Below are 12,275 nucleotides of genomic sequence, written 5' to 3'. Positions count from 1 at the left end.
AATGCGCAGCTCTTCCACAGGTCCGCCTGCTCGACCGAGGTTGGGAGGGATGTGCGACCCTGCCCGCGACAGTGCCGGCGGCGCCGGCGGTACAGACGGACGGCAGGAGTCGGGTGGACGAGCGGAGCCTGAGCGAGGTCTGGACCAACGTCCTGGGGACTCAGCCCGACCCGCCCCGCTGGCTCGTGCTGACTGCCGCGGTCATGGCGCTCGTGGCGGTCGTCCCGCACGCGCTGTGGCGGATCTCCCGGAACGTGGTGACGATCGCGCACGAGGGCGGCCACGCCGCCGCGGCCGTGCTGAGCGGTCGCCGGCTGACCGGCATCCGGCTGCACTCCGACACGTCCGGCGTCACGGTCTCCAAGGGCAAGCCGTACGGACCGGGCATGGTCGCCACCGGCGTGGCGGGCTACATCACCCCGTCGCTGCTGGGTCTGCTCGGCGCTTCGCTGCTCACCGCCGGCCACATCACGGCGCTGCTCTGGCTCGCGGTGGTCGGGCTCGGCGCGCTGCTGGTGATGATCCGCAACGTCTACGGCGTGGCGTCGGTGCTGGTGACCGGTGGTGCGGTGTTCGTCGTCTCCTGGTTCGGCACCCCGTCCGTGCAGGCCGGTTTCGCGTACGCGTTCACCTGGTTCCTGCTCGTCGGCGGCGCCCGCCCGGTGGTGGAGCTGCAGCGGTTGCGCCGCCGCGGACAGGCACCACATTCGGACGCCGATCAGCTCGCGCGGTTGACCGGGCTGCACCCACTGCTCTGGGTCGCCCTGTTCGCGTTCGTCGCGCTCACCTGCCTCCTGCTCGGCGCCCGCTGGCTCCTGACCTGACACTGCATCGACCGTCCGGGCACTCCGGAGTGGTCGAACGGGGACGGTTGCAGCACCGCTCGCGGACGATCGGCATAATGGCAGCCGCACATCTTCGGGAACACGGTTGAGCAGCCAGCCGCCCAAATTGGGAGGGGTGGCTGGGTAGTGCTTGCTGCGGGTCCTGCGGACGATTCCGCGATCCCGAGCGACGTCGCCGGTCTGCGCGATGAGTTGCTGTCGGTACGAGCCGAGCTCTCCGGACTCCGCGAGGCGATGAGCCGCCGCGCCGTCATCGAACAGGCCAAGGGCGTGTTCATGGAGCGCTACGGAGTGGACGACGAGGGCGCCTTCACGCGCCTGGTGACGCTCTCGCAGAGCACGAACGTGAAGCTCGTCCAGGTCGCCGCCGACGTGGTGGCACGGTCCGGCGTGGCCGGATCGGAGAACGGCCGGGGCAACTGGATCGACCGGGCACTCGACGGGTTCGGTGAACCGGCGCTGGTTTTCAGCCCGGTGCCGACCGAGCGCGGTGCGGTCGCCGACTTCCAGGTCGACCACGCCAACCGGGCCGCGGTGCGCTGGACCGGCCGGCCCCGCGACCGGCTGCTCCGCGCGACGGCGAGCTCCCTGTATCCGGGGTCGGCCGCGAGCCTGCTGGTCAGCGCCTGCCGACGGGCGCTGGCGACGGGCACACTGGTGACCGCGCCGTGGCCGGCCGCGGACGACGAGGACGGCTCGGACGCCGCGAGCGCGCGGTCGGTGCGGATGCGTGCGCTGCGGATCAGCACGGTCGTCCTGGTGACCTGGCAGACGCTCGCCACCGCGAACTCCGACCCCGACGTCGGCTGACGCGAGCCCTCGCCGGCGGCCCAACGGCCGCCGGTCAGCCGCGCGGCCCTTCGGCGAGCGAGGCGGCGAACTCGTCCGGCGGCATCGGGCTGGCGAAGTACCAGCCCTGCCCAGCGTCGCACCCCAGCTCGCGGAGGCGGTCGGCCTGCCCGGCCGTCTCGACGCCCTCCGCGGTGACGCTGAGCCCGAGCGCGTGGGCCAGCCCGACCAGTGCGCCGACGACGTCCTGGTCGGCGCTGTTTCCGCGGCTGGACGGACGCCGGGCCACATCCCGGCCGGGCGAGGCGACGGCGTTGCCCACCAGCGACTCCGCCAGCGGCTCGTCGAGCGGCTTCGCCGACGAGCCCACCGCGGCCGGGCCACCGGCCATGCCCTCCAGGAACGGCCCGGCCAGCTTCAGCTCGCGCACCGGCAGGTGCCGCAGCGTCGAGAGATTCGAGAAGCCGGTGCCGAAGTCGTCGATCGCGATCCGGATGCCCTCCCCGGCCAGCGCCTGCAGCACCTCGGTCGGCGCCTCGGCGCTGCCGACGATCGCGCTCTCGGTGATCTCCAGCTGCAGGCCCTCGGGCGGCAGACCGGTCCGGTCGAGCACCACCGCGACGTCGTTGAGCAGAGACGGGTCGGCCACCTGCCGCGCCGCGATGTTGACGCTGACCACCGGTCCCTCGCCGGCCGACGTCCGCCAGCGGGACGCCTGCCGGCACGCCTCGGCCAGCACCCACCGTCCCAACGGGACGATGAACCCGGTCTCCTCCGCCAGCGGGATGAACTGAGCCGGACCGAGCACACCGAAGCGCGGATGGTTCCACCGCACCAAGGCCTCCGCGGCGCACACCGTGCCGTCCGCGAACCCGACGATCGGCTGGAAATCCAGTTGGAAGGCGCCGCTCTCCAGCGCCGCAGGCATCGCCGCGGCCAGCCGACGCCGGGCCGTCTCCCGCTCGCCCCGGCCGGACTCGAACGCCGCCCACGACCGGGTCGGGTCCGCCTTGGCCCACTCCAGGGCGGTCTGCGCGGCACGCAGCAGTCCGGAGGCGTCGACGCCCGCGGCGTCCACTTCGGCCACGCCGATCGTCGCGGTGACCGGGATCGCGTGCGCGCCCACGGCGAACGGCCGGGCCAGCACCGCGAGCACCCGGCGCGCCAGCGCCTCGGCGGCACCGCGGTATCCCCCGGGTCCGACCAGTACCGCGAAGTCGTCGCCGTCGATGCGGGCGACCAGGTGGCCGGCCCGAGCGATCTCCTCGGTGAGTCGGTCCGCCACCGACGCGAGGATCTGGTCGCCCGCCTCGTGCCCGAGGCTGTCGTTCACCGCGGCGAGGCCGTCGATGTCGATGATCAGGATGCCGACCGGGTCACGCGGCCCGGTGCGGACCAGGACCTCCCGGAGCCGGTCGAAGAACAACGCGCGGTTGGGGAGGCTGGTGAGCGGGTCGTGCAGGGCCTGGTGGACGAGCCGGGCGCGCATCCGGCGGCGGTCGGTGACGTCCTCGACCACGGTGAGCTGGTACCGCGGGCCGCTCGGATCGCCGACCGGCGAGAGCTCCTGTCCCGGCGCCTCGGCCGGGACCTCCTCGAACGAGTCCTCGCCGGGCGTGATGACCGATGTGGTCAGCTGCGCCCAGATGACGCCCCCGCCGTTGACGACGAGCGGTCGCTCGCCGGAGATCGGCACCGACGTCTCGCTGCGCAAGCCCACCTCGGTCGGGCCGGCGAACGCACCGTCGCGGTGCACCAGGTCGTCGAGCCGCCGCTGCCGTAGTTGCCGCAGCGTGTAGCCGAGCATCGTCCGGAGCGCGGGGTTGGCCTCCAGGATCGTGCCGTCCCACTCGCTGATCGCGATGCCGACGGCTGCGTTCTCGAAGACCGCGCGGAACCGGGCGGCGTGCGCCCGCGACGCCGCCTCCAGCTCGCTGCGGGCGAGCAGATCGGCCCGGCGCAGCTCCTCCTGCTGCGCGAGCGTCTGCGTGCGGAGCGCGTCGGTGTAGCCGGTCACCAGCGCGGCGCGCAGCGCGGAGAGCCGGGTGGACCGATCGGCACCGCCGACCGGAGTGCGGACGACCCGGGACGCGGTCGGGACGCCGAGCGGGGCCAGCACCGCGTCGTCGAACAGCTCGACCGTCCGCCCGATGAAGTCCGGTGCGGCGAAGTGCCGCGCCACCAGCGCCGCGCCGACCTCGCGGCCGGGCGCGCTGCGGAACGGAACGCACGCGAGCGACCGGAGCAGCCGAGCGGTGTGGCCACGCAGCTCGGCTTCGATCTCGGCCGAGCTCATCGGAACGAAGCAGGTCTCGTTCGCGATCTGCCACCAGCGATGGGCTACGGCGTCGACGACCGCCGAGGCCACCACGACCCCGGTGCTCCCGGCGCGGACCGCCACGCGCAAGCCTCCGCTGAGCGTCGGTGGGACAAATGAGAATTATGCAACGTTTACCCGCGCCCGGTTCGCTGTCGGTGCGCCGATGGCCGGTTGATTAATCCGCATCCCTGACGAGGGCCGAGCATACGGGCGGTATGGGCCCACCGGTACCGGGCGAGCGCCCGACATCACCGACCTAGCGGTCATCCCCGGCCCGTGACGACGCACGCGTCCCAGATTCGGTGAACTGATTTTTCTGGCGTGGACGCCGCCCGCACGGCCGTGAACGCCCGACGACGACGTTCTGACCAGCCACACCGAGACGTCCGGGCAAATCGATACGTGCAGGTATAAACCCGAACCCCACAGAATACGCACAGCGCTCACATCAGCGCTGGCTGTAGTCGTAAGATCTCTCCGGGGCGCACGACCGGCTGACCCCGCACGGCACTGGCTGCTCACCAGCTACCGCGCGGATCAGCCTCACCGGCATGGAGAGGTGACGTGTGCCCGGAATCGACGAGAGCCTCCGGCACGCCATGTCCATCCCCGGCGTGCTCGGCGCGGGGTTGGTCGACTACGCCTCCGGGCTCGCGGTAGGCAGCGCAGGCGACTGGCCGTGCGGTGAGGAGCCGGCCGCCGCAGGCGCCACCGAGGTGGCCCGAGCGGCACTGGAGAACGCGACGTTCGCGGTCTCGGCCGGCGGTGACGTCGTGGAGGACATCGTGGTGGCGTCCGCCGCCCGCTACCACGTTCTCCGGTTCCTCAATGCGCGGGTGGACAGCAGGCTGTTCCTCTACCTCTGGCTCGATCGCGAGCACGCCAACCTCGCGATCGCCCGACACCGGCTCGCCGGGCTCGCGGCCGACCTGGTGCTCGGCTGATGTCGGGGGTGACCGCCGCCAGAGGTGTCCATGCCGGAGTGGCCGTGGGCGGTAACCCGGACGCGACCGGTCCACGCAGCTGGACGGCGGTCCCGGAGGCTCTGGACGACTCCGCAGCGAACCGCGCCACCGGAGCGCTGCACGTCGACGGCTCCGCGGGCGGCTCGATCTACCTGGTGGACGGCGAGATCTACTACGTCCACACGCCCGCGGCGCCCGGCGTCGACTGCCTGTTACAGGCCTCCGGCACCGTGTCGCCCGCGGTCTTCCAGACCGCCTGGACGGCCGGCGCCGCAGCTGGGCAGGTCGGTGAAGTCCTGATCAAGTCCGGGGCGCTCAGCCGCGGCGAGGCCGAACTGTGCACGAACGCGGCCATCATCGACGGGGCGTACGCGCTGCTCACCGCGTCGCCGACGGAGGTGGGCCCGGTCCGGTTCGCCCCCGGTGAGGGTCACTGGTGGGGAGCGTTGCGGCGGATCGGCGCCGCGGCGCTCGACGCCCAGGTGCGCAAACGTCGTCGATTACTCGAGCGGACACCGCCCGGCCACATCGACGACCAGCCGGTGGTGGCGTCCGGACGACTGGGGCGGCACCACGTCGTCCTGACCGACCTGCAGTGGGAATTGATCGTCCACGCGAACGGACGCCGTAGCCCCCGGGAGCTGGCCCGGCTGCTCGGCCGCTCGGCGTTCAGCGCGATCCTGGAGTCGCGGCGGTTGGTGACCGCCGGCCTGATCCAGGTGGCGGCCCGAGGCACCGCCGAGCTCCCGACCCCGGTAGCAGACCCGACCCCGGTAGCAGCCCAGCCACCTGTCGCGGTGGAGCACAGCAGCGCCGCCGAACCCCAGCCGGCGGACGCGTCGGAACCGTCGGAAGAGCCGGAAGGCTGGCGATCCGGGCTGCGTGCGGCAGGCGGTCGGGGCACCACCTCCGGCCGCGGTAGCGGCAGCCGCCGGAAGCCGGACCTGCCCCGGCGCACCGAGCAGACCGACCCCACGCCGCTGCCACGCCGCCAGCCGGGTGCGGCGCTCCGCGGCGTCGTACCGGTCGGGCCCCGGGCGGACGGGCGGTCGGAGAACTCGATCCTCGATGTGCCGGAACCGGACCACAGCCTGCTGTCCAGGGTCCGCAACGCGCTCGAGGGTCTGCGGTGACCGCGCGCTGGCCGCTCGGATCCCGCCGCACGACCGAGTTGCCCGGCCAGCGGCTCGGTGCGGCACTGCCGAAGCGGCCGACCCGGCTGATCGGCAAGAAGGCGTTCGGAACCGATGGAGGCAGTGGGGTGGAGCGCGAGTTCGAGGCGGACGTGCTGGCCGAGATCCGAGGGTTACGCGACCGGGTTCGCCACGTGGCCGGGAGCCTGGTCGCCAGCGTGGACGGACGGTTGGTCGCGCACGACACCCACGGCATCGAGCCGGACGGGATGGCCGCGCTGTCGGCGGCCGTCCTGGGGTTGAGCCAACGTCTGATCCAGACGGTGGGGCCGGGGAACTTCGCCGAGACCGTCACCCGCGGCACCCACGGCTACGTGGCGACGTACGCGGCCGGGCCCCGCGCGGTGCTCACGGTGGTGACCGGCGAGGAGACCAACATCGGCCGCCTCCACCTGGAGGCGCGGCAAGTAGCGAACCGGCTGGCGCTCTTGCTGGAAGCCGTCAGCGCGGCGGACCGCCGATGAGGACCATCCAGCCGCCCTCCGGCCGAGGAGGTGGTCGCCGACTCCCCAGCGACCGGTAAGACGACCCGCGCCCGCCGGGCGCGAAGCGGCCTCGAAAAAGGAGAAGACATGGCAAGCGTGGACACCGCGTTGAAGGAAGCCATGACGATCGAGGGATCGATCGGCGTGGCGCTCGTGGACTACAACAGCGGAATGGCACTCGGCACGTTGGGCGGTACGAAGGACTTCGACCTCAACGTCGCCGCAGCCGGCAACACCGACGTCGTTCGCGCGAAGATGCGCACGATGGAGATGCTCAACCTCGGCGACAGCATCGAGGACATCCTGATCACGCTGCGGCACCAGTACCACATGATCCGCCCGGTGCAGTCGCGGTCGGGCAAGGGACTGTTCCTCTACATCTCGCTGGACCGGCAGCGCGCCAATCTGGCGATGGCCCGGCACCAGCTGTCGCGGGTCGAGAGCGACCTGGAGGTCTGAGACATCGCGGGGCCGGGGCGGTGGTGCCGCCCCGGCCCCGCACGGTCACTCCGACTGGGAGAGCAGCACGGCGCGGACGAAGTCGGTGGCGACGCCGCCCAGATCGGTCAGCCGATCCGCGCGGCCGTCCTCCACCGCCTCCAGCACCAGCTCGTTCAGCCCGCCGATGACCGCGGTCGCCATGGCCGGCGAGATCGGCCGGGCGCCTGGCCGCTCCCGGACGCCCTGAGCCACCCGGTCGAGCAGCAGCGCAGCGAAGTCCTGCTGCCCCCGCCGGCGCAACCGCAACGCCTCCGGACCCGCGGACTGGAGCTCCAATAGCATCGTCCGGGTGAGCGCGGGCTCGTTCTGCAGCGCCGAGAGGTACGCGTTCACCGCCGCTCGCACCTGCTCCACCCAGTCCAACTCGGGACGCGCGGCCTCGCCGACCAGCTCGAGCAGCCGGTCGCTCGCCGTGGCGTAGACGGCGAGGAAACACTCCTGCTTGTCCGCGAAGTGCTCGTAGAACGTCCGCTTGGAGACGCGGGCGTGCCGAGCGATGTCGGCGATCGTGACCCCCCCATATCCCTTCTCGACGAGGGCGGCGGCCATGCCGGCGAGCAGGCGCCCGCGGTGCCCACCCAGGTTCGGGTCCAGGGCAGCCTGATCGGAGGTCCCCCGGTTGGTCGGTCGCGTCACGGCGGCTGTCACCACTGGCCCTCTCTTGGCACCTCTGTACCCCACCTCGCCCGGAATGGTACCGTCACCCCCAGTCTGGTACCGGTCGGTACCACGGCTGCTGACACTGGAGAGATGCCATGTCACAACGGATGTCCCTGGCCGGTAGGACCGTACTGATCACGGGTGCCGCTCGCGGTATCGGCGCGGAGCTGGCCCGACAGGCCGCCGACGCCGGCGCCCGAGTCGCGCTGCTCGGCCTCGAACCCGACCGGTTGGCCGCCCTCGCCGACGAGCTGGGCAGCGGCCACAGCTGGGCGGAGTGCGACGTCACCGATCAGGCAGCGATGGTGGCCGCCGTCCAGAGCACGCTCGCCACGCACGGTGCGATCGACGTCGTGGTCGCCAACGCGGGGATCGCCAACCACGGCACGGTCGCGATGTCGCCGCCGGAGGCCGTCGCGAAGGTCATCGAGGTGAACCTGCTCGGGGTGGTCCGCACCGTGACCTCGACGCTGCCCGCGGTCACCGCGAGCCGCGGCCACTACCTGCTGATCTCGTCGGCCGCCGCGTTCACGATCCTGCCCGGCATGACGCCGTACGCCGCGTCCAAGGCCGGCGTCGAGCAGTTCGCGAACGGCCTCCGGCTGGAGGTCGCGCACAAGGGCGTGACGGTCGGGTCGGCCCACCCGATCTGGATCACCACCGACATGACGCGCGACCTCAAGCAGGACCTCGGCACGTTCCGGGAGAACCAGCGCCGCCTCCCGGGGCCGCTGGGTACGGAGGTCTCGGTGGAAGACTGCGCGGCCGCGCTGCTCGACGGCATCGCCCGCCGCGCGCGCAAGGTCTTCGTCCCGAAGTCCCTGGCCGTGGTCTCGGCACTGCGGACGCTGATCCTCGGCCCGCTGTTCGAACGAGTGATGCTCGCTCAGGCCCGGACGATGGTGCCGCAATTCGAGGCCGAGGTCGCCGCGAGCGGTCGATTCTTCGGCGAGCACAGCACAGCGAAAATCTAGGCCAGCCGGCACGAGCCTCGCTCGTGCGCGGTGGCCCCCGATACCCGGAGGCGAATTTGCCGGTTGATGAGTCCCTCGAACCGTTACTGGCGCTGCTGAACTCTCCCGGCGTCCCGAAGATGAGCGACGGCACCCCGGAGCTGGCGCGGCTCAACTTCCGCCGCTTCACCGTCGACGCGCGTCAGCCGGAGGCGTTGGTGCCGGTCGCGTCCGTGGAAGACATGACGGTCGACGGCGCAGACGGTGTGTCGCTGCCGGGCCGCGTCTATCGGCCGGACGGCGCGGGGACCGGTAACCCGGTGCCCACCGTCGTCTTCTTCCACGGCGGCGGATTCGTCATCGGCGACATCGACACCCACGACGACCAGTGCCGGTGGATCTGCCGGGAGGTCGGCGCGGTCGTGCTCAGCGTCGGCTACCGCTTGGCGCCGGAGTCGCCGTGGCCGGGACCGGTGGAGGACGCTCTCGCTGCGGTGCGCTGGGCCGCTGCGCACGTCGCCGAGTTGGGCGGAGACGCCGCCCGGCTGGCCGTCGCCGGGGACAGCGCGGGCGGCAACCTGGCCGCGGTCGTGGCCCAGGACTGCCGGGACGCCAGCGGCCCGGCGCTCGCCGCCCAGCTGCTGATCTACCCGGCGACCGACTTCGCCGACGTGTACCCGTCGATGTCGGAGAACGCCGAGGGCTACTTCCTGACCGCCGCCGACATGGTGTGGTTCAGCGCGAACTACCTGCCGTCCGACGCCGACCCGGCCGATCCGCGGCTGTCGCCGCTGCGCGGACGCCTCGACGGGCTGCCGCCTGCGGTCGTCGTCACCGCCGGGTACGACCCGCTGCGGGACGCTGGTGAGGCGTACGCGTCGGCGCTCGAAGCGGCCGGTGTGCCGGTGACCGCCCACCGGTTCGACGGGTTGATCCACGGGTTCTTCGGTCTGCCCGCGATGTCCCCGGCGTCCGAGAAGGCGGTGCGCACCACCTGCGCCTCGTTGCGCGACCTGCTGGTCTGAGGGCGACGACTTTTCGGTGTTGTCCCGGCCGGGACAACACCGAAAAGTCGTTCAGACGGTGACGAGGCGGGGCTCGGCGAGGAGCGCGACCAGCTCGTCATGGCTGGGGACGTCGTCCGGCTGCGGTTGCCAGCCGGACGCCAGGACCGCGCGGGCCTTCGCGACGATCTCCGGGTCGCCGAGTACGGCGGCGGGAAGCACCAGCATGTTCTGCAGACGCGTGTACGCCGCCCACACCTCCGGGTCCCGCTGGGCGGCGAGTGCCAGCTCGGGGTAGCTCAGCGGCGTGTGCGTGGCCGCGGTTCCCGATCCGGTCCGGCCCGCCGCGTCGTGGAACCACGGGGCGATCTCCGCAGTGATCGCTGCGTCCATCGCGAGCGTCCGCGCTTCGGCGTCCGACCGGCCGACGCCCGGGTGCGCGTCGGTCACCTGCACCAGCCGGACCGCGGAGAGCAGTGCCAGCGCCACGCCGTGCCCCAGCCCCGGCGACGTCGCGCAGACGGCGTCACCGACCGAGAGCACTCCGACCAGCAGCGGGCGGCCGTCCCGCGTCATGCGCTGCAGCCGGTTGTCCGCGCTGGTCAGCCGCGCCACCCGGGTCGACCGGCGCGACGTGCCCGGATCCAGCCACTCCGCGAAGCCCGGCACGGCGGCGGCGGCCCGGTCGAACGTCCGGCCGTCGACCAGATCGTCGAACGCCCGCTCGCCCTCGGGAACTTCGAACGTGACCGCGAACGCACCCGCATCCGCCGGGACGAGTCGGCACGTGTAGCCGTCGTAGGCACCGCCGAGCACTCCGGTCGGCCGCGGCCGACCGTTCCGCACCTCGTAGAACCGGCTGTGCGACGTGACGCCGCCGGGCAGCTCGTCGGTCACCGGGACCGGCGCACCGGCCGCCGCCAGCCAGCCGGGCACCGGCGAGCGCCGCCCCGCGGCATCCACGACCAGGTCGGCACGCAGGTTCTGCCCCCCGGTCAGCCGGACGCCGGTCACCTGTGGAATCTCCGCGCGGTCGAGCGTCAACCCCACGGCGGACAGGCCGGAGAGCAACGTGACGCCCCGCTCGGCGAGTACCGCACGCCGGAGGACCCACTCGAACACCGACCGACGTGCGGCCAGCGTGACGAGGCGCGCGTCGTGGCCCACCGGCCCGGTCAACGTGTCCGGAGCCTGGCGGGTGAGGCGCACCTCGGTGACGTCCGCCCGGTGCAACGCGGCCAGGACGTCCGGCGCCTCGGCGGCGAGCAGCTCACGGCAGCGGGCCGGGAAGACGTGCGCGTGCGCGGCCTGCGGCGCACCCGACCGCCACCACCACCGGGCGTCCTCGAGCGCGGCAGGCGCCGCGACCGGCTCCTGCTCGACGACGACCACTCGGTGGCCCCGACGTCCGAGCAGCAGCGCGGTGGTGAGGCCGCCGATACCGCCGCCGACGACCACCACCTGCAGTGGCACGGCTGCGGGGGCGGCCCGCCGACGCTGCTCCGGACGCTGCGGGGCCGGGCGTCGGGCAGAACGGCTGCGTCGCCAGGAACGAAGGGAGAACCAGGAGCTCACTGCCACGCGGCGACCGGAACGCTTCCCGGGGCGGCGCCGTCGGGGTGCGCGCTCACGCCGGGGCCCATCCGGCCGGCCATCGCGCGGCGGGCCAGCCCGACCGCCTCGTCGACGTCGACGTCCGCGATCGCCGCACCCGCGGCGATCCCGGTGGTGGCGAGCACGTCACCACCCGGGTCGACGACCTTGGCGCTCGCGACGAAGCGCAGGTCACCGAAGCGGCCGGATTGGTTCGCCGAGAGCCACAGCAACTGGTTCTCGACGGCACGGGCCTGGTCGAAGAGGTCGAACCGCCGGGTCCACCGGTCGCGGCCCAGGTCGGGAGACGGATTGGTACGGCTGGCTGGCCATGCGGAGAGGCAGACGCCGATCGCCGCCCCGTCCGCCGCAAGGGCTCGGGCAGCCTCGGGAGACGCCTTGTCGTAACAGATCATCATCCCGATTCTGCCCACTGGAGTATCGAAGGCGCCAAACTGGTCATCGACCGGCTGGTGCGACTGCCGGTGGCGGCCCAGCACGCCGTCCCCCGTCACGCACACCGCACTGTTGTACCTGACGATCCGATCCGGACCGTCGGTGGCCCGCTCGATGCCCCGTTCGCAGTAGCCCGCGCAGACCACCATGCCCCCGGCGAGCTCGGCCAGCCGCCGAATCTCCGGACCGTCGGGGTCGAGCGCCGGTGGCGCGTCCGTGCTTCCGGCGCCTCCCGTGCCGACCGTGCCGTCCGTGTCCGCGAGGTAGCCCCCGAGGCACGCCTCCGGCAGCGCCAGCAGCTGGACGCCGCGCGCCCGAGCGAGCGCGAGCACCCGCTCGATGCGGCCGAAACACTCGTCGAGATCGCGTCCGAACGGCGCGGCCACCGCCGCGACCCTGGTCGTCCTCATCGCTTCCCCATCCGGTCGTGGATTTGAGCGGCTGATGCGGACCGGTACCTGCCGAGCGGAACCGATTCAGCGCAGCCTGCCGACTCACCGCGATGCGGGAG

The 12,275-nt window shown here is 72.6% G+C and carries 12 protein-coding genes; 8 read left to right on the top strand and 4 right to left on the bottom strand.

The window, feature by feature from the left end:
* The first annotated feature begins 113 nt into the window (after positions 1–113).
* Together ABEB28_RS38655 and ABEB28_RS38650 are read left to right on the top strand one after the other, a co-directional pair.
* Entirely contained in the window at positions 114–824 is a 711-nt protein-coding gene (locus ABEB28_RS38655) for a M50 family metallopeptidase (protein ID WP_345733273.1), read from the top strand.
* A 147-nt stretch (positions 825–971) separates the two neighbouring features.
* On the top strand, positions 972–1,655 hold the full coding sequence (locus ABEB28_RS38650; RefSeq protein ID WP_345733272.1) for an ANTAR domain-containing protein: 684 nt from the start codon (positions 972–974) through the stop codon (positions 1,653–1,655).
* 34 nt (positions 1,656–1,689) lie between these two features.
* Here the strand turns inward: ABEB28_RS38650 and ABEB28_RS38645 are convergent, their stop codons facing one another.
* Positions 1,690–4,035, bottom strand: coding sequence for a putative bifunctional diguanylate cyclase/phosphodiesterase (locus ABEB28_RS38645; RefSeq protein WP_345733271.1), 2,346 nt, complete (start codon positions 4,033–4,035; stop codon positions 1,690–1,692).
* Positions 4,036–4,520: 485 nt separating this feature from the next.
* On the opposite strand from ABEB28_RS38645, the gene ABEB28_RS38640 reads away from it, so the two are divergent.
* From ABEB28_RS38640 to ABEB28_RS38625, 4 genes are all read left to right on the top strand, one after another.
* Positions 4,521–4,898: a hypothetical protein gene (locus ABEB28_RS38640; RefSeq protein WP_345733270.1), complete on the top strand. Its 378-nt coding sequence runs from the start codon at positions 4,521–4,523 to the stop codon at positions 4,896–4,898.
* Positions 4,899–4,906: 8 nt separating this feature from the next.
* Entirely contained in the window at positions 4,907–6,052 is a 1,146-nt protein-coding gene (locus tag ABEB28_RS38635; protein ID WP_345733269.1) for a hypothetical protein, read from the top strand.
* The gene (locus tag ABEB28_RS38630) at positions 6,049–6,576 is read left to right on the top strand and encodes a roadblock/LC7 domain-containing protein (protein ID WP_345733268.1); all 528 of its coding nucleotides are present in this window, start codon (positions 6,049–6,051) and stop codon (positions 6,574–6,576) included. The genes ABEB28_RS38635 and ABEB28_RS38630 overlap by 4 nt, the downstream gene beginning before the upstream one ends.
* Before the next feature lie 108 nt (positions 6,577–6,684).
* Positions 6,685–7,056 carry a hypothetical protein gene (locus ABEB28_RS38625; RefSeq protein ID WP_345733267.1) on the top strand — a complete coding sequence of 124 codons (372 nt, stop codon included), beginning with the start codon at positions 6,685–6,687 and terminating at the stop codon, positions 7,054–7,056.
* Between the two features lie 45 nt (positions 7,057–7,101).
* Here the strand turns inward: ABEB28_RS38625 and ABEB28_RS38620 are convergent, their stop codons facing one another.
* A complete protein-coding gene (locus tag ABEB28_RS38620; protein ID WP_345733266.1) occupies positions 7,102–7,734 on the bottom strand; it encodes a TetR/AcrR family transcriptional regulator in 633 nt (210 codons plus the stop codon).
* Between the two features lie 119 nt (positions 7,735–7,853).
* On the opposite strand from ABEB28_RS38620, the gene ABEB28_RS38615 reads away from it, so the two are divergent.
* Positions 7,854–8,732, top strand: coding sequence for an SDR family oxidoreductase (locus ABEB28_RS38615; RefSeq protein ID WP_345733265.1), 879 nt, complete (start codon positions 7,854–7,856; stop codon positions 8,730–8,732).
* Positions 8,733–8,788: 56 nt separating this feature from the next.
* The gene (locus ABEB28_RS38610; RefSeq protein ID WP_345733264.1) at positions 8,789–9,736 is read left to right on the top strand and encodes an alpha/beta hydrolase; all 948 of its coding nucleotides are present in this window, start codon (positions 8,789–8,791) and stop codon (positions 9,734–9,736) included.
* 51 nt (positions 9,737–9,787) lie between these two features.
* On the opposite strand, the gene ABEB28_RS38605 is transcribed toward ABEB28_RS38610, so the two are convergent.
* The gene (locus ABEB28_RS38605; RefSeq protein WP_345733263.1) at positions 9,788–11,188 is read right to left on the bottom strand and encodes an NAD(P)/FAD-dependent oxidoreductase; all 1,401 of its coding nucleotides are present in this window, start codon (positions 11,186–11,188) and stop codon (positions 9,788–9,790) included.
* A 98-nt stretch (positions 11,189–11,286) separates the two neighbouring features.
* Positions 11,287–12,174 (bottom strand): carbon-nitrogen hydrolase family protein, encoded by an 888-nt coding sequence (locus tag ABEB28_RS38600; RefSeq protein WP_345733262.1) that lies wholly within the window; start codon positions 12,172–12,174, stop codon positions 11,287–11,289.
* Positions 12,175–12,275 lie beyond the last annotated feature (101 nt).

Origin of the sequence: Cryptosporangium minutisporangium (genome assembly GCF_039536245.1) — a bacterium.
Taxonomy (GTDB): domain Bacteria; phylum Actinomycetota; class Actinomycetes; order Mycobacteriales; family Cryptosporangiaceae; genus Cryptosporangium; species Cryptosporangium minutisporangium.
The sequence above is the reverse complement of the archived record's forward strand: the minus strand, read 5'-3'. Positions and strand labels throughout refer to the sequence as shown.